Origin of the sequence: Hymenobacter lutimineralis, from assembly GCF_008271285.1 — a bacterium.
Classification (GTDB): domain Bacteria; phylum Bacteroidota; class Bacteroidia; order Cytophagales; family Hymenobacteraceae; genus Hymenobacter; species Hymenobacter lutimineralis.
In genome coordinates this window covers 337,229-361,311 of record NZ_VTHL01000001.1, presented here as the reverse complement: position 1 = coordinate 361,311, position 24,083 = coordinate 337,229, and the positions used below count along the sequence as shown (strand labels likewise).

General features: G+C 61.2%; 18 protein-coding genes and 1 tRNA gene. 14 read left to right on the top strand and 5 right to left on the bottom strand.

Translation table 11 applies throughout. The features are described 5' to 3' along the window. Positions 1-6 precede the first annotated feature (6 nt). Entirely contained in the window at positions 7-408 is a 402-nt protein-coding gene (locus FY528_RS01410; RefSeq protein WP_232066344.1) for a tellurite resistance TerB family protein, read from the bottom strand. Between the two features lie 268 nt (positions 409-676). Here FY528_RS01410 and pfkA point away from each other — a divergent pair, with 268 nt between their 5' ends. Then, on the top strand, positions 677-1,648 hold the full coding sequence (pfkA, locus tag FY528_RS01405) for a 6-phosphofructokinase (RefSeq protein ID WP_149069197.1): 972 nt from the start codon (positions 677-679) through the stop codon (positions 1,646-1,648). Between the two features lie 192 nt (positions 1,649-1,840). On the opposite strand, the gene miaA is transcribed toward pfkA, so the two are convergent. Continuing rightward, entirely contained in the window at positions 1,841-2,788 is a 948-nt protein-coding gene (gene miaA, locus FY528_RS01400; RefSeq protein ID WP_262383877.1) for a tRNA (adenosine(37)-N6)-dimethylallyltransferase MiaA, read from the bottom strand. Between the two features lie 11 nt (positions 2,789-2,799). Continuing rightward, entirely contained in the window at positions 2,800-3,936 is a 1,137-nt protein-coding gene (locus FY528_RS01395) for a glycosyltransferase (RefSeq protein WP_187631947.1), read from the bottom strand. 138 nt (positions 3,937-4,074) lie between these two features. On the opposite strand from FY528_RS01395, the gene FY528_RS01390 reads away from it, so the two are divergent. From FY528_RS01390 to FY528_RS01370, 5 genes are all read left to right on the top strand, one after another. After that, entirely contained in the window at positions 4,075-8,118 is a 4,044-nt protein-coding gene (locus FY528_RS01390; protein ID WP_149069194.1) for a PAS domain S-box protein, read from the top strand. A 62-nt stretch (positions 8,119-8,180) separates the two neighbouring features. Next, entirely contained in the window at positions 8,181-8,558 is a 378-nt protein-coding gene (locus FY528_RS01385) for a response regulator (RefSeq protein WP_149069193.1), read from the top strand. Between the two features lie 121 nt (positions 8,559-8,679). Beyond that, positions 8,680-9,447, top strand: a complete 768-nt coding sequence (locus tag FY528_RS01380; protein WP_149069192.1) for an MBL fold metallo-hydrolase — start codon at positions 8,680-8,682, stop codon at positions 9,445-9,447. Positions 9,448-9,539: 92 nt separating this feature from the next. Beyond that, complete coding sequence (locus tag FY528_RS01375; protein ID WP_149069191.1) at positions 9,540-10,064, top strand: hypothetical protein; 525 nt, start codon at positions 9,540-9,542, stop codon at positions 10,062-10,064. A gap of 36 nt (positions 10,065-10,100) precedes the next feature. Beyond that, on the top strand, positions 10,101-11,684 hold the full coding sequence (locus FY528_RS01370; RefSeq protein ID WP_149069190.1) for an NFACT RNA binding domain-containing protein: 1,584 nt from the start codon (positions 10,101-10,103) through the stop codon (positions 11,682-11,684). Between the two features lie 75 nt (positions 11,685-11,759). On the opposite strand, the gene FY528_RS01365 is transcribed toward FY528_RS01370, so the two are convergent. Beyond that, positions 11,760-11,841, bottom strand: a tRNA-Leu gene (locus tag FY528_RS01365). 302 nt (positions 11,842-12,143) lie between these two features. Between FY528_RS01365 and FY528_RS01360 the strand changes: the two genes are divergently transcribed. Then, positions 12,144-12,608, top strand: a complete 465-nt coding sequence (locus tag FY528_RS01360; protein ID WP_149069189.1) for a low affinity iron permease family protein — start codon at positions 12,144-12,146, stop codon at positions 12,606-12,608. 71 nt (positions 12,609-12,679) lie between these two features. On the opposite strand, the gene FY528_RS01355 is transcribed toward FY528_RS01360, so the two are convergent. Then, entirely contained in the window at positions 12,680-13,336 is a 657-nt protein-coding gene (locus FY528_RS01355) for a Dps family protein (RefSeq protein ID WP_149069188.1), read from the bottom strand. Between the two features lie 105 nt (positions 13,337-13,441). Between FY528_RS01355 and FY528_RS01350 the strand changes: the two genes are divergently transcribed. The 7 genes from FY528_RS01350 (at position 13,442) to FY528_RS01320 (ending at position 23,929) form a co-directional block, all read left to right on the top strand. Further along, positions 13,442-14,143, top strand: a complete 702-nt coding sequence (locus tag FY528_RS01350) for a VIT1/CCC1 transporter family protein (protein ID WP_149069368.1) — start codon at positions 13,442-13,444, stop codon at positions 14,141-14,143. Positions 14,144-14,610: 467 nt separating this feature from the next. Next, the gene (locus tag FY528_RS01345; RefSeq protein ID WP_149069187.1) at positions 14,611-15,147 is read left to right on the top strand and encodes an MOSC domain-containing protein; all 537 of its coding nucleotides are present in this window, start codon (positions 14,611-14,613) and stop codon (positions 15,145-15,147) included. Positions 15,148-15,225: 78 nt separating this feature from the next. Next, a complete protein-coding gene (locus tag FY528_RS01340; protein WP_149069186.1) occupies positions 15,226-18,069 on the top strand; it encodes a type I restriction endonuclease subunit R in 2,844 nt (947 codons plus the stop codon). Positions 18,070-18,086: 17 nt separating this feature from the next. Next, complete coding sequence (locus FY528_RS01335) at positions 18,087-19,652, top strand: restriction endonuclease subunit S (RefSeq protein ID WP_149069185.1); 1,566 nt, start codon at positions 18,087-18,089, stop codon at positions 19,650-19,652. Between the two features lie 13 nt (positions 19,653-19,665). Further along, positions 19,666-21,315 (top strand): ATP-binding protein, encoded by a 1,650-nt coding sequence (locus tag FY528_RS01330; RefSeq protein WP_149069184.1) that lies wholly within the window; start codon positions 19,666-19,668, stop codon positions 21,313-21,315. 148 nt (positions 21,316-21,463) lie between these two features. After that, positions 21,464-22,927, top strand: a complete 1,464-nt coding sequence (locus FY528_RS01325; RefSeq protein ID WP_149069183.1) for a class I SAM-dependent DNA methyltransferase — start codon at positions 21,464-21,466, stop codon at positions 22,925-22,927. A 363-nt stretch (positions 22,928-23,290) separates the two neighbouring features. Further along, the gene (locus FY528_RS01320) at positions 23,291-23,929 is read left to right on the top strand and encodes a helix-turn-helix transcriptional regulator (protein ID WP_149069182.1); all 639 of its coding nucleotides are present in this window, start codon (positions 23,291-23,293) and stop codon (positions 23,927-23,929) included. Positions 23,930-24,083: the final 154 nt, after the last annotated feature.

Genomic DNA, 24,083 nt, shown 5'->3' with positions numbered 1-24,083 from the left:
GCCAGCTTAGTGCTGGCCCAGACCTTCGTTGTAGTTTAGAAAGCTCTGCGACTCTTCCTTGATCTGGTCGCGGGGCAGGCCATCTTTCACGCCCAGGGAAATCTTGCGCACCAGCACGCCTACTATAGCCTTGCGGAAGCCCAGCTTTTCGGCCATATCGATGCAAAAGTCCATTTCGTGGTCGTCCACCACGCCGTCGGCCAGCATCATGTCTACCAGGTCAAAAATCTGGTCAAACCGCTCCGAATCATTGTCGGGCACCAGCATGGCGCGGTCGGTGGCGCTGGCCACAATGGAGCGTACATCATCGGCGCGCATGCCGTTTTTCTTCCCCACTGCCACAATGAAGTTCATCTCGCGCTCATCGATGTGACCATCGGCTTTGGCCAGCGCAGCCAGGTTGGCCAAATGGCTTTTGACTTTTTTTGTCTGTTCGCTTTCGAAAAAACCAAACATAGCAGTGGGAATGCTTAAAACGGTGAAAATGAGGAAGACTAGACGGCTGCAACAGGCATAGGACAGGATGGGGAATATAGCAGTCCGGCCGTCAGCAAGCAATACGCAATTGCTGAAAAAATAGCTAACTCTACAATTTCCAAGTTGATTTTAACGTACTTCGCAGCATTTGCGTGGCCTGACTGCCTGGCCCATCTGCTTAGTACTTGGCACCTGAACAATGAAACGAATAGGAGTTTTTACCAGCGGCGGCGATTCGCCGGGCATGAACGCCTGTATCCGCGCCGTGGTCCGCACGGCCGTTTACCACGGAATTGAAGTATACGGCATCATGCGCGGCTACAGCGGCATGATTAAAGGCGAGTTTGTCCGCCTCGATTCGGCCTCGGTGTCCAATACCATTCAGAAGGGCGGCACCATTCTCAAATCGGCCCGCTCGCAGAAGTTCATGACCAAGGAAGGCCGCCAGCAGGCCTTCGACCAGCTCGTCAACAACGGCATTGAGGGCCTGGTGGCCATCGGTGGCAACGGCACCTTTACCGGGGCAACGCTTTTCGAGGAAGAATTCGGCATTCCCACCGTGGGCGCGCCGGGTACCATCGACAACGACCTGTACGGCACCGATTACACCATCGGCTACGACACGGCCGTAAACACGGCCCTGGAGGCCATCGACAAAATCCGGGATACGGCCGACTCGCACGACCGGTGCTTTTTTGTGGAAGTAATGGGCCGCGACTCAGGCTACATTGCTATTCCCTGCGCCATCGGGGGCGGGGCCGAAATTGTGATGGTTCCCGAAACCAAGCTGTCCACCGAAGCCGTCATCGACAGCCTGCGCACCAGCTGGGACCGGTCCAAGACCTCATTTATCGTAGTGGTGGCTGAGGGCGACGAGGAAGGCAACGCCCACCTGGTCGCCCAGCAGGTGAAGGCTGCTATTCCGCAGCTCGACACCCGCGTAACCATCATTGGCCACATCCAGCGCGGCGGTGCCCCCTCCGCCGCCGACCGTATGCTGGCTTCGCAGATCGGTATTGCCGCCGTGGAAGGCCTGATGAACGGCATGCGCAACGTCATGGCCGGTATTGTGGACCGCAAGCTGGTGTACACGCCTTTCAAAGACACCATCTACAAGAAGAAACTCATCAACCAAAGCTTTATGCGCATGGTGGATATCCTGAGCGTATAGATTCTGCTTTCGCGAAATAGCCAAGGCGAAGCCTGAATATTGGGAGCAGTCATGCAACTGACTTTTCAATATTCAGGCTTCGTCTTAGCTATTTCGAGCTATGTCAAGCATGCGTGAGACCTTGGCGCTAACGTTGAACAGCAGAACCGCGCTGGGTTGGCCTAGCGCCCTCCGCTGGCTGTAACACGCCGACTACAAGCCGGCGGGGAGATTAGAGGCAGACATCAGCATTGGCCCAATGGCAGCTTCGGCCTGATCCGGGTGCAGCCACTGGTAGTCGGTATCCCGGCGCAGCCAGGTGAGCTGGCGCTTGGCGTAGTGCCGCGTGTTGCGCTTGAGCAGGCGCACAGCCTCGGCGTAGTCATAGTGCCCGTCGAAGTAGTCGAACAGCTCCTTATAGCCCACGGTCTGCAGGGCGTTGTGGTGGCGGTGCGGGTACAAGGCACGGGCTTCGGCCTCCAGGCCCTGGGCCAGCATCTGGTCCATCCGCTCGTCGATGCGCTGGTACAGTTCCTCCCGCTCCCGGGTCAGTGCCACCTTCACCGTACGAAAAGGCCGCGGGGCGGCTCCGGCCTGATGAAAGGAGCTGAACGCCTGCCCGGTGCCGCGGCATATCTCCAGGGCCCGTACCACCCGCTGGTGGTTTTGCCGGTCGATACGCTGGTACGTGATGGGGTCGAGGCGGGCCAGCTCGGCCACCAAAGGTTCCAGCCCTTGCGCCGCCAACTCCTGGTGCAGCTGCTCCCGTACTTCCGGCGCCACCTTCGGCACATCGTCGAAGCCTTCGGTTACGGCCTGCAGGTACAGCCCGGAGCCGCCCGTGAGGATAACGACCGGGTACAGCGCAAACAGCCGGTCCAGTACCGCCAGGGCATCCTGCTCGTAGCGGCCGGCGTTGTAGTCCTCCAGAATGGAGTGCGAGTCGATGAAGTGATGGGGCACGCCCTGCATCTCGGCCGGCGTGGGCTTGGCCGTGCCTATCGTCAGCTCGCGAAAGAACTGGCGCGAATCGGCCGACACAATTTCCGTTTTCAGCTGCTGGGCCAGGCGCACGCACAAGGCCGTTTTGCCCACCGCCGTAGGGCCGGAAATAACCAGTAGAGTAGGTTGGGCAGGGGCGTTTTCTTTCTGTGGCAGCACGGGAATTGGCATCAGGAGTTTCTGGTCGATGTGAGTGGGACCTGCCCCGGCAGCAGCGCGTCGTATAAGGCCAGTAGGTGCATTTCTTCCTGCTGCCAGTTGAGCGTGGTGCGCACTTGGCGGCAATTATCGGCCAACTCCTGGTAGTGCGCCTCGTCGCCGCCGGGCAGGAGGCGGGTAAGGGCAGCGGCCAGGGCGGCGGGTTGCAGGTCGGGCACCAGATCGGCTACCGGGCATTGGGCGTTCAGGGCCCGGTACTCGGGGAAGTCGATAACCACCTGCGGTACGCCGGCGTGCAGGTAGTCGAAAAACTTATTTGCCAGGGAGTAGTAGTAGCTCAGCCCCCGGTTTTCGAGCAGCAGCACCCCTACCCGGGCCTGTCGGGTAAGCTGACGCAGCTCCGCGGGCAGCACATACCCGCGAAAGGAAACTTTGCCGCTGGCCAGCAAACCCAGCTGCGCCGCGCGGGCCCGCAGCTCCACCGATAAGTCGCCCTCCCCGCACAAAACCAGTTGACCCCGTACGTTCGGCATGGCTTCCAGCAGCGCCTCCAGCCCTCGGCCTTCGTTTAATACTCCTTGGTACAGAATCAGGCTGTTGTTGGGCACGGGCGGAGCCGCCTCCACCGTGAGGCGGCTGATATTGCGAATCACCTCGAAAGTACGCCCGTAGCGCTGCCGGAAAACGGCGGCCAGCGCCGGCCCCACCGTATAGGCCAACGAGGCCCGGGGCACAATAAACTTTTCTACCTGCCGCCACACCCACTGCACGGCCGGGCGGCGCACCACTTCGGGCATTTCCGTGAACAGCTCGTGGGCATCGTATACGAAAGGTTGTCCGCCCAGACGGGCCCGCAGCCACACGGGCAGGGCCGTGTCCAGGTCGATGGCGCACCAGACTGCCGCACGCTGGGTAAGCAGGTACGCCAGCAGCCGCAAGGTAAATTCCAGGTAAAACAGCTTCCCCTTGGTAAACCAGCAGCGCAGGCGGTGCTGCTGGTACGGCTGCGGGGTGAGCGGCAACGACTGGGGCAGTGCCCGGCCCACCAGCAGCACCGTATACCCCTGCCCGGCCAAGGAGCCGCAGATGCGCTGCATCCGCTGGTCGTAGTTCAGGTCGGTGGTGACGGCAAAAAGGAGACGGGGCATGGCGGAACTCATCCAGACTCCGCATTATTCGGCGGCCGCACACGGCGGATTCGGGATATTTTGACAAATTTAAGCAGTCAACCACTCCCGCACAGCGCCCAGTTCACCCACGCTGCTCTTCTGACCTTTCTTTCCTGCATGGCCACCCGTCCTCCGTCCGCTGCCCTGGCTGCCTCAGCCCCCGACCAGGAGCCTCTGTATCAGGCTCTTTTCGATGGCGCGAACGATGCTATTCTGCTCTACGACGAGCAGGCCACGCTGGTAGACTGCAACCGGACTGCCCTGGGGTTGCTGGGCACCACCCGACCGGTGCTGCTTTCCTCGGGGCTCGTGGGCTTCATGGCCAGCCGGGAAAATGGGCCGGAAAATGCCTGGTCGTCGGCCGAGGAACTCCGGCAGGCTATTCTGACCACGGCCCAAACGGGGCAGCCGTTTTCTAAAAGCTGGCAGGGGCACCGGGCCGACCATTCGGAGCTGACCACCTGGACCACCCTGCACCGGGTAGAGCTGCCCACCGGCCCGCGCGTGCAGCTCACCTTGCGCAGCCTGTCGACCGGGGAAGGCCAGCCGCCCACCCCAAATCCCGCCCTGGTGCGGGAGCATAGCCGCCTGCAGCTGCGCGACCTACTGAGCCGGGCGGGCCTGAGCTACGTGCTGCTGGCCCCCGATGGCCGGGTGCTGGACGTCAACGACTACTTCCTGGAATACACCGAGTACACCCGGGCCGAAGTGCTGGGCGGCCTCTACCACGACTTTTTTGCGTTGCCCGAGGAGCGGTCCATGCGTCTCGAAACGTTTGAAGCCAGTATGCGCTCCGGGCGCCTGCAGGACTACTACGAGCGGGCCATTCCCACCAAATCGGGGCAGCAGCGCATGGTGTTCTGGCACGCCGAGTTTGTGTACGACGCGGCCGAGCAGATTACGGGCGTGTTCCTGGTGGGCCGCGACATGACGGACCGCCAGATTACGGCCCGCGCCCTGAGCGACAACCGCAACCGCCTCCAGGACTTTCTCGACAATGCCCACGACCTGATTCAGAACCTGAGCGTGGACAACCGCTTCCTGTTCGTGAACAAGGCCTGGAAGGAAAAGCTGGGCTACGAGGACGAAGACCTGCCCAGCCTCACCCTCGCCGATGTAGTGCACCCCTACTACAAGGCCAAGCTGATGTACCAGCTGCGCAACCTGTACAAGGGCGAAAAGGTGAACAAGCTGGAAACCGTGTTTCTGACCAAAACCGGCAAGCCCGTGCACCTCATCGGCTCCATTTCCTGCTCCTGGCAGGACGATGAGCCCGTGGCTACCCGCGCCATCCTGCACGATATCACGGAGCGCATCAAGGCTGAGCGGCTCCAGAAAGTGTACTACAGCATTGCCAACCTAGCCATCAGCGCCAAGGACTTGCACTCCCTGTACGGGGCCATCCACCGGGAGCTGAGCAAAATCATTGAAACCAACAACTTCTACATTGCCCTCTGCGACGACGACCGCACGCAGCTGCAGTTTGCCTACTTCGTCGACCAGTTTACCCAGGGCGAAAAGGCGTTGATGTCGCGGCCGTTTTCCTCGGGTATTTCCGAGTACATCATCCGCACGGGCCGGCCCCAGTACCTGCTGCGCGAGGATCTGCAGAACCTGATCAGCAACGGCACCATCACGGCCTTTGGCTCCATGCCCGAGGTAATGCTCTGCTCCCCGCTGAGCGTGGGCGAGCGGATCATCGGCATCATTGCCGTGCAGGACTACCAGAAAGCCGACGCGTATGCTTCCTCGGACATCGAGATTCTGCACTTTATCTCCAACCAGGTGGCCCTGGCCATTGAGCGCAAGCGCAATGAGGTGCAGATCAACAAGCAGAACGCCCGCCTGAACGCCATCTTCGAGAGCGGCAACCACTTGATGTGGTCGGTGGATATGCAGGCCCGCCTTACCTCCTTCAACCGCAACTACGCTGCGTATTTCCTGCGGCGCAACGGCGTATACCCCACCCTGAACGTGAACCTGATGCAGGCCGACGTGACGATGATGGACTCGGCACCCCGTTCGGCGTTCGTGGAAAACTACCGCAAGGCCTTTCAGGGGCAGCCGCGCCGCTTTGAGGTGCAGCTGCGCGACGCCCGGGGGCAGGAATCCTGGCGCGAGATTTACCTCAACCCCATCTACCTCGACGATGGCACGTTCGAGGAAATTTCGGGCATTGCCCACGACATCACCGACAAGAAAAACTCCCAGCTGGAGCTGGTGGCCCAGGAAGAGAAGTTCCGCGCCATCTTCGAGTCGTTCCAGGATGTGTACTACCGCACCGACGGACAGGGTATTCTCACCTTGGTCAGCCCCTCGGTGTACGACATGCTGGGCTACACCCCGGAGGAGGTGATTGGCACGCCCATCATGGACTATTACATGGATGCCAACGACCGGGCGGCCCTGCTCAAGGCCATTGCCGAGCTCAACGAAGTGCGCAACTACGAAATCGATATGCGCCACAAAACCGGCTACCCGGTCAGTGTGCTCATCAATGCCCGGCGGGTGAAGGATGGCGTGGCGGGCACTGAGGGCATTGGGCGCGACATCTCCGAGCTCAAGCAGATGCAGGACGACCTGCGCCGCGCCAAGGACGAGGCCGAAACGTCTCTGCACGCCAAAACGCAGTTTCTGGCCAACATGAGCCACGAGCTGCGCACGCCCATGAACGGTATCATTGGCATGATTGACCTGCTCCATCAGACGGTGTCCTCGCCCGAGCAGGAAGACTACGTGGATACGTTGCGCAAATCCTCGGACGCGCTGCTGGCCATCCTGAACGACATTCTGGACCTGTCGAAAATCCAGGCGGGTAAGCTGGTGCTTCACCTCACTGGCATCGACCTGTATTACACGCTCGACAAGATTCACTCTCTGTTTGCGAACCGCGCCCAGCAGAAGGACCTGCTCTTCACCTACCACGTGAGCGAGGATACGCCCCGCTTTATCCGGACGGATGAAACGCGCCTGCTGCAGATGCTGAGCAACCTGACCTCCAACGCCATCAAGTTCACGCCCGAGGGCGGGGTGCACATTGCCGTGACCACCCGCGCCCAAACCGGGGACGACTACACGCTGCGGTTTGAGGTGCAGGACTCCGGCATCGGCATCACGGAGGAAAATGCCAAGCTGCTGTTCACCAACTTCACCCAGCTCGACAACGGCGCCACCAAAGCCTTTGGCGGCACGGGCCTGGGCCTGGCCATCAGCAAGCAGCTGGCCGAGATGCTGGGCGGGCAGATTGGGGTGGAGTCGCGCCTGGGCAAGGGCAGCACCTTCTGGTTTGAGATCAGCTGCCAGGTGGCCCTCAACGAGGAAGAAATTGTGCAGCAGCGCCTGTCTTCCCGCGACCGGAGCCAGCTGGAAATTGAGCGGTTTGCCACGGCCCCGCAGGTCCTGCTCGTCGACGACAACCCCATCAACCAGAAAGTGGCCGAGCGCCTGCTCGAAAAACTGGGCTGCCGCATTGATGTGGCCGGCGACGGGTTCGAGGCCATTGCCCGCGCCACCGGCGGCACCCGCTACGACCTCATTTTCATGGACATCCAGATGCCGGAAATGGACGGGGTAACGGCCATGCGCGAAATTCGGCGGCAGCTGGGCGACCAGTGCCCGCCCGTGGTGGCCATGACGGCTTATTCCATGAAGGAAGATGCCGAACGCTTCGTGCAGGAAGGCATGGACGACTACGTATCGAAGCCGGTGAAAACGCAGGACTTGTACAGCGTGCTGGTCCGCTGGCGCGCCCCGGGCGAAAAGCCCCCCGTACCGGTAGCCGTAGCCGGGCCCGAGCCTACGGGCGCAGTAGCCGCGGCCGCGGCCCTGGACGTGGAAGTCCTGCAGCAGTTGCAGGAACTGGGCGGCGCCGAGTTTGCCGCCCAGCTCTACGCCGACTTCGAGCAGGAAGCCGGTCAGCTGCTGGAAGAATCGGCAGCCCTGCTGCAGGAAGACCAGTTTTCCAAGATTTTACCCCACGTACACCAGCTCAAAGGCACGGGCTTCACGCTTGGCCTGAATCAGTTAGGGGAAATGGCCAAAAAGCTGGAGCACGACATCCGCCAGGGCCATTTATCCCAAGTAAAATCGGACTTTGTACTACTTCAAGAATTTTTCCGCCATTTTGCAGAAACCTACGTTACCCTGACCGGCGTAGCGTAGCCAATACCGTTACCTAAGACCCGCTCACTCACCTCTCCCCATCCCCTACTTCTTTCTTTCTCATGGCCGACTATAAGACGATTCTGATTGCCGAAGACAGCTCCGTAATTCTGAATCTGACCAAGAAAATTCTGGAATTACAGAAATATAAAATTGTATCCGCCAAGAACGGCGGCGAAGTAATGAAGCAGGTCGAGTCCCAGGACATTGACTGCGTACTGATGGATATCAACATTCCGGTGAAAGACGGCATGGAGTGCACCCGCGAAATCCGTCGGCACACTGACCCGCGCATTGCCGCTATTCCCGTTATTGCCATTACCGGCAACGCCAACAACTACTCCATGGAGCAGTTCCGCGAGGCCGGCGTGACGGACTACCTGCCCAAGCCCCTCGATTTCGACGCCCTGGTGCGCGTGGTGAAGCAGTATGTAGGTTAGTTTTCGGGGACTTGGGGTCTTGGGGACTTGGGGTCTTGGTATCTGTTCAACGAAACATTGTTTTTCAGAACGTCAACCAAGACCCTAAGTCCCCAAGACCCCAAGTCCCCATTTTTCCAGTATGCAGATTACCTTCCTCGGAACCGGCACCTCGCAGGGGGTGCCCGTGATTGGGTGCCCGTGCGCCGTGTGCCGCTCCCTCGACTACCGCGACAAGCGGCTGCGGGTGTCGGTGCATCTGCAGGTACAGGGCAAAAGCATCATCATCGACTCGGGCCCCGACTTCCGCCAGCAGGCTCTGCGCGAGTACATCCAGCACCTCGATGCGCTGGTATTCACCCACGAGCACAAAGACCACACCGCCGGCCTCGACGACATTCGGGCCTACAACTTCCGCCAGCAGCAGGACATGCCCGTGTACGCCGAGCCCCGGGTGCTGGAGCAGCTCAAGCAGGAGTACGCCTACATCTTCGCCGAGCACCGCTACCCGGGTATCCCGCAGGTGCAGCTGCAGCCCATTCTGAGCGACACGGAAACTTTCCTGGTAGAAGGCGTGCCGTTTGAGCCCATTCGTGCCCTCCACTACAAGCTGCCGGTGCTGGGGTTTCGCGTCGGTAACTTTACGTACGTGACGGACGCCAACTACCTCTCGCCCGAGGCTTTGGAGCAGATGCGCGGCTCGGAGGTGATTGTGCTCAACGCCCTGCGCCACGAAAAGCATATTTCGCACTTCACCCTGCAGGAAGCCGTGGATATCCTCACGGACCTGGCGCCCAAGCGGGCTTACCTCACCCACATCAGCCACCAGCTGGGCCGCCACCGCGAGGTAGAAGCCACGTTGCCTTCGTTTATCCGGCTGGCGTACGACGGGCTGCGGTTGGCCCTATAACCCTGCAATATCAGTGCTGGGGCCCAGAGCAGTGGGGCCGAGTGTAAATTCCTGCAAGATTCTGCCCGGCCAACCGTTAGGCAAGTAAAGTCATGCTTGGTAAACCAGCATACCTCGTAATTAGCCTGCTTGGCTGTACTTTTTCCGGCTGGGCGCAACGCCCTACTGAAAGCATGTATACCAGCCCGGGCACCCCGCTGATTGTACACAAACCCGTTACGCCGTACAACTCTAATACCTACCGCGCGCTGGCGCTATTCCCCCGCTACTGGCAAACCGCCGATTCGGCCAAGCAGCTGGCGGAGTACCGAGCGTTTCTGCACTCGGTATCCGGGCGAATACGGTTGCCGGATGCTTTCGTGTATCAGAATATTAAAACGTATGAATCCCTCGCCTCTTACGCACGGTTCGTTTTTCAGCTCATTATCAAACCAGATGGCACCTTAGCTGCTACGCTGGTTAGCAAAGAGTTCAGTAAGGACGGTAGCGAGTACTCAGCTGAATCTGTCCGCTTACTAGAGCAGTCAACTATCCGTACGCTCGGCACGTTACGTTTCGCCGCAGCCGCCACCCAGGACACCTTATTTCTTCCCGTAAATTTTGGCTTACCCCGCTAAAAACAGCCGGGCTGCCTGATCCGCTCTTCTCTACTTATGCACATTAACTATTACTTTCTGCGGCAATTGGCCCCGGCGCTTACCCGGCAACTAGCGGGCTATACCGTAGCCACGTGCTTTTCGCAGGAAAAGGATGAGTTGGTGATTGGTCTGACCAATGGCACGCAGGAGTTCTGGCTGAAAGCCCACTTAGCGGCGGCCGGGCCCCTGCTGGCCTTGCCCGAAACCTTTCACCGCGCCCGTCAGAACTCGGTAGATCTGCTGCCCGGCCTGCTGGGGTTGGCCGTGGAGTCCGTGCAGACCTGGCCCCAGGACCGCGTGCTGCAGTTCAACTTCCGGGGCGGAGCCACCCTCCTCTTCAAGCTGTATAGTACCCGTCCCAACGCCGTATTTCGCCCCGCGCCCGATGCCCCGGCCGAGCTGTTTCATCAGCGCTACAGCCCCGATGCGGAGCTGCACCCCTTGGCTGCAACTCCGGCAGAAACCCCGGTGACAGTGCCCAGCCAAGGCCCAGAGGCAAACCCGCTGAAGGCCTACCCCAGCCTCGGCGACCTGCCGCCCGTGTACCTGCGCGCCCAGGGCTACAACGAAGCACCTTTAGCTGAAAAATGGGCCATGGTGCAGCGGGTGGTACCGGAGCTGGAGCAGCCCGCCGCTTTCTACCTGATTCGGCTGGCCGGGCGCACCCGCCTGAGCTTGCTGCCCGTAGGCGAAGTAGAAGCCACGCTGCCGGCTGATAACCCCATAGCAGCGCTGCGCCGCTTTGTGCCCTTGCTGCAGGGCCGCCGGGCCTACGAGACGGAGCTGCGCCAGGTGCGCCAGCTGCTCGAAAAGCGCGCCGACGAGGCCAGCACCAGCGCCGCCCATGCCCGCCGCCGCCTGCATGCCCTGGAGCACGAGGCCGGTTACCGCCACACCGCCGACCTGATTATGGCCCACCTGCACCACATTCAGCCCGGGGCCGCTCAGGTGGAGGTCGAAGATTACTTGACCGGCGAGACGCGCACGATCAAGCTCAAAACCACCGAAACACCCCAGCGCACCGCCCAGAACCTCTACCGCAAGGCCAAAAACCAGCAGCTCGAAACCCGCCAGCTACAGGAGCGCGCCGACCGTCGCGAGACCGAAGCGCTGGAGGCCTTGGAGCGCCTGGAGGAATTGGCCGCCTTACCTGCCGATGAACTGCGCACTCTGCGCACCTGGCGCAAGCAGCACGGCCTAGATGCCGCCACCGTGGCCAAGCCCACCCAGGAATTGCCGTTCAAAGTATTTGAAGACAGCGGCTTTACCATCTTGGTGGGACGCAATGCCCAGAATAACGACCTGCTCACCCAGCGCTACGCCCACAAGGACGACCTCTGGCTGCACGCCAAAGACGTAACCGGCTCCCACGTCGTGATTCGGCAGCGGCCGGGCCACCCCGTGCCGGAACCCGTGCAGGAGCGCGCCGCGCAGCTGGCCGCCTGGTACTCCCGCCGCAAGAACGATTCGCTCTGCCCGGTTACCATCACGCCCAAGAAGTTTGTGCGCAAGCCCAAAGGTGCGGTGGCAGGCTCGGTGGCCGTGGAGCGGGAAAAAGTACTGCTGGTAGTGCCCGCCAACCCCTTTGAGCGGGAGTAGCTGCCGGGGGTGAACTGACGTAAAACAACACGTCCCGCTTCGGCAGGGCCAAAGCGGGACGTGTAACTATTTGCGTGCGCGCGGGGAGATTCGAACTCCCACACCCGAAGGCACCACCCCCTCAAGATGGCGTGTCTACCAGTTTCACCACGTGCGCAAAGGAATAGGCGAAGTCGGTAAGCAGGGCGAAAACCGTTGTTTTCGGCTTCGGTGAGGCGGCGAAGCGAGGGCAAAAGTAGGCACTGCGGTATACCAGTGCAAGCCTGGCTTGCTTTTTTTTGGGGAAAAGGGGCCACTACCCTATCTTTTTCCGACTCTTGCGGCTCATACTCAGCCACAAGCCCTGACTATCCCTTTATTCATTTTTCTTTCATGCCCGCGTGCTAACTCGGCATTTTGAGCGGCGACACGTTATTACCCGCCGCAGTTCGCTCTGTCTTTTTCCTTTATTTCTGCTGTATGCCTACGCCCCAGACTCCCGCGCCAAAGTCCGTTTTTGCCCGCCTGGCCGAACACATTACCCAGTTCGTTGGCTCTACCCTGGCTTTCTGCCTGGCCGTGGGCACGGTGCTGGTGTGGGCCGTCACGGGGCCCTTGTTTCACTACTCCGAAACCTGGCAGCTCGTCATCAATACCGGCACCACCATCATCACCTTTCTGATGGTGTTTCTCATCCAGCGCGCCCAAAACAAGGATTCCCTGGTCATGCACCTGAAGCTGAACGAGCTGCTGGCGGCCACCAAGGGCGCCAGCAACCGCCTCATCAACGCCCAGGACTTCACGGAACACGAAATCCAGCTCCTGCACCAGTACTTCTGCCTGCTGGCCGAAAAAGCCAAGGCCGACCGCGACCTAGGCAAAACGCACTCGGTGGAGGAAGCCGAGGAAAACCACGCCGAAAAGCGCGCCGCCCACCGGGCCTGAGCAGCCCCCAAAAAAGCAGAAAGCCCGACCTCAATGGCCGGGCTTTTTGCTATGCCGTAAGCGAACCGCCCTTACGAGCGGGCCAGCGGGGTATCCACCACGTGCTCCGACACGAACCACACCTGCAGCTCGTTGGTGCGCAGCACATTGCTTACCACCAGGTCGTTGGTGCCGTCGTCGCCGGCGTCGTCGGCTTTTTTGGCGTAGTCGTGGCAGTTCTTGAGGATGATCTGGTGGGCCTCCAACAGGCGCGACACCTGCACGGGAGCTTCTTCGCGGTCTTTGGGGGGGCGCGGAATGGTAGTCAGCTCGGCTACGTCGGCAGCCATGGCTACGGCCACGCCGCCCAGGATCTGAATCCGCTCGGCAATCATGTCAATCAGGGCATCCTGCTCCTCGTAGTGCTTATCGTAGAGCAGGTGCAGCTGGTAGAAGGTGGGGCCCACTACCTGCCAGTGGTGCTTTTTGTACATGTCGCGGATGGAGCACGTATCGGCCAGCAGCTGGTTGAGCATATCTACGCTTTCCTGGCGGGTTTTGGCGTCGAGGCCGATGGGCAGGCGCTGCGACACGGTGCCGTACTTCTGCAGGGGCGCGGGAGCGTTGAACTGCTGGTTGAGGATGGGCTGCACGCTGGGGGCAGCGGCCTGGCCATTGGCGGACGAGGAAGCCGCAGCTGCTTTCTGTTGGGCGGCGGGCTTTTTGGGAGCAGTGGTTTTGGTTGCCATGATGGGGTTCGGGGAATGAGAGGCGCCGGGTACGATACGCGGCGGCCGAGCTTTTCTTACGCAAGCTTTCCGGGGAGGTTGAGCGAATCTGCTTACTTTCCGGCCATGAAGCACCAGCACCCGCACCCCGAGGAGCACCTCACCAGCTCGGCCATGCTCCAGGATATCGTCATTGGCCTCTCCGACGGGCTCACGGTGCCCTTTGCCCTGGCCGCGGGCCTGAGCGGAGCGGTGGATTCGTCGGGCTTGGTCATTACGGCGGGGCTGGCCGAAATTGTGGCGGGCTCCATCGCCATGGGTCTGGGCGGCTACCTGGCCGGGCGCACCGAGGTAGAGCACTACCAGGCCGAGCTAGCCCGCGAGTACCGCGAAGTAGCCGAAGTGCCCCACGTGGAGCGCGCCGAGGTAGACGAACTGCTGGCCGAAATGGGCCTCTCCCCCGCCACCCGCGCCCAGGCCGTAGCAGAACTCACCGCCGACCCCGACCAGTGGGTGCGCTTTATGATGAAGTATGAGCTGGGCCTGGAAAAGCCCGACCCCCAGCAGGCCCGCAAAAGTGCCCTCACCATTGGGCTGGCCTACGCCCTGGGCGGACTGGTGCCCCTCACGGCCTATTTTTTCACGGCCACGCCCCGGGAAGGGCTGCTCTGGTCGGCGGTGATTACGCTGCTCTGCCTGCTGGTATTTGGCTACCTGAAAAGCCGCCTCACCGGCCAGCCGCCCGTACTAGGGGCCCTGCGCATGGCCGGCATCGGGGCCCTGGCCGCCGGCGCCGCCTTCCTCGTCGCCCGCTGGATTGGGGGGTGATGGGCTTCGCTAATGTGGGGTCGCTTCGCTAATGGGCTGATGTGCTAATGTGGGGGCGCTTCGCTAATGTGATTAATGGGCTAAGGTGGAGAATGTAAGAAATGTGCTAAGGTGCTGATGCATCGATGTGGGGAACGGCTAAGGCTAGAAGCTAAAAAGTTAGCACCCCTCCTTTTTGAAGGAGGGGTGGCCGCAGGCCGGGGTGGTTCCGCCCTCAGAACGACAGCTGGAGCTACTAAACAGCCCGCGCTAAGAACCTGTATAGACGACCAACTAACGCTGGCTTTCTAATTCTAGCTCAACCACCCCGGCCTCCGGCCACCCCTCCTTCCAAAAGGAGGGGAGTTTTCTAGCTTCTAACCCATTAGCGCCTCACATTTATCACATTAGCACATTAGCGAAGCGACCCACATTTTCCACATTCAACCTACATCAGCACATTCAAATCACATTAGCACATTAACCACATGGCTTTCCCTTTCTTCGGCGACGATAAATCGAAAATTGCCCAGCTGCTGGCGACCCTGCCCCAAACCGGCCGCGTGGAGTGGATTGGCCTGCGCCCGGCCCGGCGGGAGCCCCTGCTCAGCGTAACCGAAGCTATGGTGGAAACCGACCGCTCCCTCGTGGGCGACCACGCCCGGCCCAAGCCGGGCGGCAAGCGGCAGATTACGCTCATCCAGTACGAGCACCTGGCGGCCGTGGCGGGCTACCTGGGCCTGCCCCAGGCCGTGGACCCCGGCCGCCTGCGCCGCAACCTGGTGGTGAGCGGGCTGAATTTGCTGGCCCTGAAAAACCGCCGCATTCAGTTGGGGGAGGAAGTGGTGCTCGAAATTACCGGCGAGTGCCACCCCTGCTCCCGCATGGAAGAAGAGCTGGGCCCCGGGGGCTACAACGCTATGCGCGGGCACGGGGGCCTCACCGCCCGCATCGTGCAAGGCGGCACCCTGCGCGTGGGCGACGCGGTGCGGGTAGTGGGGGCAGGCGACAAAGCCGCGGAATAAAAGTGGGTACTACGGCTTCCGTTCGGTAAGTTTGTTTCCTTGCCCCAAGCGGATCCTGACTACCCTATCTTACTTTCTATGCTTACCCCCGAGCAACGCGCCCGCCAGATTATTGATGAGCAGCTCCAGGCTGCGGGCTGGCACATCTTCGACAGCGGTAAGCAGAACTTCAGCGCGGGTGCGGGCATAGCCATTCGGGAGTTCCAGACCAGTACCGGCCCAGCCGACTACGCCCTGTTCGTAGACCGCAAGCTGGTGGGCATTATCGAGGCCAAGCCCGAGGGCACCTCCCTCACGGCCGTAGCCGAGCAAACGGTGCGCTACCTAACCAGCACCACTAAGTTTGTGCAGCGGGCTGCCGACCAGCTGCCCTTCGGCTACGAGGCCAACGGCGACGAGGTGCGCTTCTGCGACTGGCGCGACCCTCAGCCCCGTTCCCGCAACGTGTTCAGCTTCCACCGGCCCGAAACCCTGCGCGCCTGGCTGGCCGACGGCGACACGACCCTGCGCCGCCGCCTGCAGAGCCTGCCCGCACTGACTACTACCGGCCTGCGCGACTGCCAGGTAGAAGCCATCCGCAACCTGGAAGAGTCGTTTAAGCACGACCGGCCCCGGGCCCTGATTCAGATGGCCACCGGCTCGGGCAAGACCTTCACGGCCGTATCACTCATCTACCGCCTCATCAAGTTTGCCGGGGCCAAGCGCATCCTGTTTCTGGTGGACCGCGGCAACCTGGGCCGTCAGACGCTGACCGAGTTTCAGCAGTACGTGACGCCCGACGACGGCCGCAAGTTCACCGACCTCTACAACGTCCAGAACCTGACCTCCAACCGCCTCGACTCGGTCAGCAAGGTCACCATTACCACCATTCAGCGCCTGTACTCCATGCTGCGGGGCGAGGCCGAGTTTGAAGCCGGCAACGAGGAAGAGTCGAGTTTCGAGTCAGCCGCGGCTATGGCCACGGTGCGGCCCAAGGAAGTGGCCTACAACCCGGCCATTCCGCCCGAGACCTACGACTTTGTGGTGATTGACGAGTGCCACCGCTCCATCTACAACGTGTGGCAGCAGGTGCTGGAGTACTTCGACGCCCACCTCATCGGCCTCACGGCCACGCCCGCCAAGCAGACCTTCGGCTTCTTCAACCGCAACCTGGTGATGGAGTACAGCCACGAGCGCGCCGTGGTGGACGGCGTCAACGTGGGCTCTGACATTTACTTGCTCAGCACCGTCGTGTCGCAGCAGGGGGCCACGGTGGAAAAGGGCCTGCCGGTACAGCACGTGGAGCGCCTCACCCGCAAGAAGCGCTGGGAAGCCCTCGACGACGACCTGCCCTACGCCGCCACCCAGCTCGACCGCTCGGTGACGAACCCGAACCAGATCCGGACCGTCATTCGGGAGTTTCGCGACGTGCTGTTTACCCGCCTCTTCCCCGGCCGGAGCATCGTGCCCAAAACCTTGATTTTCGCCAAGAGCGACGACCACGCCGACCGTATCGTGGACATCGTGCGCGAGGAATTCGGCAAGGGCAACGACTTCTGCAAGAAGATAACCTACGGCACCACCGGCGAGAAAGCCGACGACCTGATCAAGCGCTTCCGCAACTCCTTTGAGCCCCGCGTGGCCGTCACGGTCGACATGATTTCGACCGGCACCGACATCCGCCCGCTGGAGTGCCTGCTGTTTATGCGCGACGTACGCAGCCGCGTGTACTTCGACCAGATGAAGGGCCGCGGCACCCGCATCATCAGCACCAGCGACCTGCAAAACGTGACGGAGGACGCCACGGCCAAAACCCACTTCGTGCTGGTAGATGCCGTGGGCGTGACGCACTCCGAGAAAAAGGACGCCGCCACCACCGAGCGGATCAAGGGCCTCAGCTTTAAGGACCTGCTCAAGGCCGTATCCTACGGCAACACCGAGCCCGAGCACCTGGAAAGCCTGGCCAAGCGCCTGGCCCGCCTGCACCAGCAGCTCAAGCCCGCCGAACAGGCCCTGGTAAGCCAGCAGGCCCACGGCGCCACCGTGCAAGAGCTGGCCGGCCGCCTCTACGACGCCGTGGACCCGGTGAAGGTGGAGGACGTAGCCACCCAGCTGGCCGCTGCGGCCGGGGAGCCCACCTTTACCCAGGGGCCCGAGGACGAGGAAATACCCGTGGAGCCTGCCCCCGAGTACTTCCGCCAAGCCGAAGAGCAGCTGACCACGGCCGCCGTAGCGCCCTTCGACAACCCCGAGCTGCGCAGCATCTTGGAAAAGCTCCACGCCCAGAAAGACCTCGTCATCGACCACCTCAGCCCCGACGAGGTGCTGGTGTCGGAGTTTGGGGAGCGGTTTTCGCCCGAGCAGGCCGCCGCGAAGCTGGCCCGGCAGCAGGTCGACAAGTTCCGCGCCTTTATCGAAGAGCACAACGCCGAAATCCTGGCCTTGCAGGTGCTGCACAACCAGCCCTGGCGCCGCCGCGAGCTGACCCACCGCCAGCTCCGCGACCTGGCCGAGGCCCTGAAGCTGGAAAGCCCCGACCTGACGCCCGCCCACCTCTGGGACGCCTACGAGCGGCTCGACAAGGCCCGGGTGCGCAGCAGCGTCAGCAGCACCGGCAGCAAAAACCTGCTCACCAACCTCATCAACCTGGTGCAGTTTGCCCTGGAGCGCACCGACGTGCTGGAGCCCTTTGCCCTGACCGTGGAGCAGCGCTACCAGCAGTGGCTGCACCAGCAGCAGCTGGCGGGCCGCCTGTTCACGGAGCCCCAGCGCCAGTGGCTCGATATGATGAAGGACCACATTACCACCTCCCTCACCGTGGAAACCGAGGATTTCGGCTACACCCCCTTCGAGGACCACGGCGGCTTCGGCCGCGCCCGCGCCCTGTTCGGCGACGAGCTGCTCCCGGTAGTGAAAGAATTAAACGAAGTACTCGCCGCGTAATCGGCTGAATCAATAGGATGCAGGAAAATCAGGAATTGCCGAAAGGCTGGGTGTGGACTAAGATTGGGCAAATAGCTTCTACAAGCAGCGGAGGAACACCGAGCCGCAGTAATCCATCATACTTCACTGGAACCATTCCTTGGATTAAATCTGGCGAATTAGGCGACGGGGAAGTATCAGAACACACCGAGTTTATTAGCGAAGAAGCATTAGCAAATTCAAGTGCTAAGCTGTTTCCAAAAGGCACTTTATTGATTGCGCTTTACGGGGCTACAGTTGGTAAAGTAGGCGTTTTGACAATGGATGCTGCCACTAATCAAGCTGTTTGCGGCATATTCCTGCCACCTTGGGTTGAACTCAAATTTGCGTTTAACTATTTATTGTCGCTTCGACGTGAATTTATTGAACAAGGTAAAGGTGGTGCTCAGCCAAACATCAGCCAAGACATTGTTCGGAACACACCTTTCCCCTTAGCTCCCCTCCCCGAGCAGCGCCGCATCGTGGCGAAGCTGGAGGAGCTGTTCAGCCGCCTGGATGCGGGCGTGGCTACCCTGCGCCAGACCCAGGCCCAGCTGAAACGCTACCGCCAATCGGTGCTGCACGCGGCCGTGACGGGCGAGCTGACCCGCGCCTGGCGCGCCGCCCACCCCGAGCCCACTGAATCGGGCGCGGCCCTGTTGCAGCGCATCCGCGCGGAGCGCCGGGCCCAGTGGGAAGCCGCCCAGCTCGCCAAGCGCGGCGGTCAGCTCCCGCTCGGCGACGCCTGGAAAAAGAAATACGAGGAGCCCGCCGCTCCTGATACGTCGGAGCTGCCGGAGTTGCCGCAGGGGTGGGTGTGGGCTAGTCCTGAGCAAATTGCATCATCAGATAAGTACTCAATGGCAATAGGTCCATTTGGTAGCAACTTAAAAGTGCCGGACTATAGAGAAGAAGGTGTGCCACTTGTATTTGTCCGAGAAATTAAGTCTGGCAAATTTGGTGGCCCTAAAACGAAATATGTCACTCCTGCTAAAGCAGAAGAGTTGCGTGCGCACCAAGTAGCGAGTGGTGATATCCTAATTACTAAAATGGGTGAGCCCCCAGGTGACGCCTGTTTATACCCTGAAGGTCGCCCGGATGCCGTCATTACAGCTGATTGCATTAAATGGACTTTGGATTCTAATCTTGAAAACAAAGAGTTTTATGTCTATGCTATTAATGCACATCTGGTGCGTGTACAAATAGCATTCATCACTCAAGGTGTTGCCCAACAAAAAGTAAGCTTAGGACGATTTAAAACAGTAGCCGTTCCTGTACCATCATTGGAGGAGCAAACAGAAATCGTAAGAGAAGTAGAGCGTCGCCTCTCCGTTATTGATTATCTCGAAAAGAACATTACAGCCGAATTGACCCGCGCCGAGCGGCTGCGCCAGAGCATCCTACACCGCGCCTTTACTGGCCGGCTCGTGCCCCAGGATGCTGCCGATGAGCCCGCCGCAGCGTTGCTGGAACGGCTGCAAGATGCGCCAGCCACCCAGCCCGCCGCCAAGGGCAAGCGCGGGCGCAAGGCCAGGGAGTCCGGCCAAACTGCTTTGAACCTGTAAACGGGCCGCTACCATGGACGAGACGCATGTGTACGAGAAGAAAAGCTACCGCAAGGCATTTGGGGCCAGTCCCGATTTGAACGACCTCGCCAAAACCTGCGTGTGCCTAGCCAACGCCCAGGGCGGGAGCCTGCTGCTAGGCATCGAAGACAAAGAAGAAGAACCGCCCGTCGGGCAGCAGCTAAGCCAGCGCGAGGTAAATGAGCTGGTGAAAAAGCTCAGTAGCCGGGCCGTAAACGTCAGCCTCGGCGCCCCGGAGCTGCTGACCGCACCGAACGGTGGGCAGTACCTGCGCCTGCCGGTGCAGCCCTCCTTGCACGTGGTAGCTACCACCTCCGATGGCCGCACCTACGCCCGCCTCAGCGACCAATGCCAGCCCGTAACCGGCGAAGACCTACACCGGCTCGTGTACGAAAAAACGGGGCTACAATGGGAAATCCGAGTGATTCCCGACGTACAGCTGGCTGATTTATCGGCGCGGGAAACGCGGTTCTTCGTGGAGCGGGTGCGCACAGCGGCCAAAGCCAGCCCGTTTGTGCTGACCAAATCCGACGCCGAGCTGCTGGAGTACTACCACCTGGTAACGCCCGCCGGTCAAGTCACACACCTGGGGGTGCTGTGGCTGGGCACCCCTGCGCAGCGCGCCCGCCTCAGCTACGGCCTTATGGTGCAGTACGTGGTGTATGACGAGCAGGAGCAGAAGGTGCGCAAGGAAACCTGGCTCGACCACCGCCTCAACCCCGCCCAGCTCCTCGATGAGCTGCTGGCCCAGGCCGTGGAGCTACGCTATTACCACGAAATACCCGTCGGGGCCACACGCCGGCTGGTGCGCCACTACCCCGAGGCGGTATTGCGCGAGCTGCTGGCCAACGCCTTTGCCCACCGCCTCTACACCACCGCCACTGATGTATTTGTGGGCGTGTACCCCAACCGGCTGGAAATTACCAGCCCGGGTGGGCTACCGCTGGGGGTGACGCCCACTACCATTCTGCACGAGCGGATGCGGCGCAATCCGCACCTCACGGCCACGTTCCAGGCCACGGGCCTAATGGAAGGAGAGGGCTCCGGCTATGACCTGATTTACGAGCAGCTCAGCCGCGAAGCCAAGCCCCTTCCTGTTCTTGATGACAGTGGCACCTCGCTGCGCGTTACTGTCAAATCACAACTACCCGACGCCGACACCCTGCGCCTGCTCGACTATCTGGCCGGCCACTACGCATTCCAGCAGAAAGAAATCATTGTGCTTGGCCTGATAGCCCAGCGCCGACGCCTGAGCGCGACAGAGCTAACCCAGGCCCTGCAGCTGCGCCAGGAAGAGCGCACCCGCACGTGGTTAGGCCGGTTGGTGGAATGGGGAATTGTGCAGACGCAGGGCGTGAAGAAGGGCACCGACTATGTGCTTAACCCGGAAGTATTTGCCGCCGCCAACCTCCAGGTGAAACCGACCCTGAAAACCATTGAGCCGCACCGGCTCCGAGCGCTGCTGGAAGAAGACCTGCGGGCGTATCCCAGTAGTTCGCTCGCTGAAATTCATCAGCGCCTGGGTGAGGAGCTTTCCTATCAGACGGTACGGCGGGCGGTATACGAAATGGTGCAGTCAGGTATGCTTACCCCTGAAGGAGGAAACCGGAACCGGCGCTATTCACTGGCTAAAAAAAAATAAACGTGCAGTAAATGTTCAGTAAGTGTTCGGTAAATACTGTCAAACCTGCTGACAAGCGTTCAGACGCTATTCTCTGCTGCGCAGTAATGCGCAATAAAGTCCGATAAATGCGCAACAGTGCGCAACAATGCTCTACTTCTCTTCTCTCATGAACATCCAGGCTTCTCAACTCGTCCAGCGCGTCTGGAACTACGCTACCGTGCTGCGCGACGACGGCGTGGGCTACGGCGACTACGTCGAGCAAATCACCTTCCTGCTCTTCCTCAAGATGGCCGACGAGCAGGCCGGCTCCCCCAACGCCCCCGCCGTACCCGCCGATAAGGACTGGGCCTCCCTGCGCCACCTCGAAGGCGACGCGCTGGAGGTACAGTACCGCCACCTACTCACCGACCTGGGCAAGGAGCCCGGCATGCTGGGCGTCATCTTCAAGAAGGCCCAGAACAAGATTCAGAACCCCGCCCGCCTGCGTCACCTCATTGCCCTCATCGACAAGGAAAACTGGTCGGGCATGTCCTTCGACGTGAAGGGCGAGATTTACGAGGGCCTGCTCCAGAAAAATGCCGAAGACGTGAAAGGTGGCGCGGGTCAGTACTTCACCCCCCGCCCCCTCATTCAGGCCATGGTGGATGTGGTAGCGCCCCGCCCCGGCCAGACCATCTGCGACCCCGCTTGCGGCACGGCTGGCTTCCTGCTCGTGGCCCGCGACTACCTCGTGCACCACTACGAGGCCGAAATGGACCGCGACCAGAAGCGCGCCCTGCGCCACGACACCTTCTACGGCTTCGACATCGTGGACTCGGTGGTGCGCCTGGCGGCCATGAACCTCTACCTGCACGGCGTGGGCGGCCTCGAAAGCCCCGTCCGCAACCAGGATTCCCTGGCCTCCGACTCCGGCGAGCGGTTCGACATCATCCTGGCTAACCCGCCCTTCGGCAAGAAGAGCAGCATTACGGTGATGAGCGAGGAAGGCCAGACCAGCAAGGACGCCCTCAGCTACGAGCGCACCGACTTCGTGGCTACCACCAGCAACAAGCAGCTCAACTTCCTCCAGCACATCTACACCATTCTGAAGGTGAACGGCACTGGCGCCGTGGTGCTGCCCGACAATGTGCTCTTCGAGGGCGGGGCCGGCGAAACCATCCGCCGCAAGCTACTCAAGGACTGCGACGTGCACACCCTGCTGCGCCTGCCCACCGGCATCTTCTACGCCCAGGGCGTGAAGGCCAACGTGCTGTTCTTCACCAAGAAGACCGGGGGCGAAACCGCCCGCACCAGCAAGCTCTGGGTGTACGACCTGCGCACCAACCAGCACTTCACCCTCAAGACCAACCCGCTCACCCGCGCCCACCTCTACGACTTCGTGCGGTGCTACGGCCAGCCCGGCGAAATCCATAAGCGGGTAGAAACCGAGCGGTTCAAGGCCTTCCCCTACGACGAGCTCCTGGCCCGCGACAAAGTGAACTTGGACATCTTCTGGCTCAAGGACGAAACCCTGGAAGACAGCGCCTCCCTGCCGGCGCCGGATGTATTGGCCCAGGAAATACTGGAGAACCTGCAGGCAGCGCTGGCCCAGTTTAGCTCCATTGCCGAGGAGCTGGAAGCGGAAAGCTAAACGCCTGCCTATGCAGGCTACCCCTAGATTCTTGTGGAGGCGCGAGCTATGCAGCTCGCGCCTCTATGCGTGAAGCTGCCACCTGCCCGGGCGGCAGGCTACCACGTTGGTTGAAGCACCCAACGTACTTGCCACCTCCCCAATAGCCGCGTCGTAGCAGCCTAAGGGGCGTAGCACCAACGCAATGGGAGGGCCGCGCCGCACCATGGCCCAAGGTGCAACCGGCTGGCTTGTAGCACTAGTTCGAAAAAAAACTCACCTTGCTACCATCCTGTAGCAATCCGAAATAAAAATTTTTGAGCCGCTACAACGTTGTAGCACCGGCGCGTTTTTTTTGCGGCTTTGCTACACCCCCTAACCCGTATGCCTAAACCCGTTTCCTCGCTTTCTCCGGAAGCCGCCATCCGGGCGCATTTTGGCCTCACCCAGGAGGAGCTGGCCCGCTACCTGGGCGTGTCGCGGGGGCAGGTGGGTCACCAGGAAACCGGGCGGCGGCCGGCTTCGGCCAAGGCAGCGCTGCGCCTCACGCGGCTGGGTCGGCTATTGCCTCCCCCCGAAGGCTTTGGGCCGCCGGCCCCGACGTCAACCTACGCGCCCCCGCCCGTGCCCGCCGCCTTGTTCGGGGCGGAGCTGCCCCTGCCCGCCGGGCTGGCGGCCAGCCCCATCCGGCAGCGGCAGCGCCAGTGTGCCCGCCGCCTTGCCTTACTGCGCCGCGACCTGCACGTGCTAACCAGCCGCACCACGGGCTACGAGCGGCGGCGCTGGGCCCTGCCGGTGCTGGAAACCGCCCTGACGCCCCACCCCGCCGACCCGGCCGCCGCTGAGCACGCTGAGCAGGCCCACTTGCGCCGCTGGCTGGACGAGCTGGCCGCCACGCTGCCGCCCGCGCCCGCCCTGCGCCCCGATGCCGATACGGCGCTGGCTTTGCTGGTGGTGCGCTTGGCCGCCCTGGAAGCCGAAGCGGCCACCCTGGTCCATCTGCTGGCCCGCGCCGCCACGTAGGGGCCGGGGCATGCGCGTCGTTCTACGGGGTTATCCAGGCGCGGGAAGCGGCAGTAAGCCAGGAACCGAACCACACATTATTATTCATTAATCAATATATATAGCTATACAATATAGGGCAGCGCGAGGGCGTTAGGCAGCAGTATTTAATTTT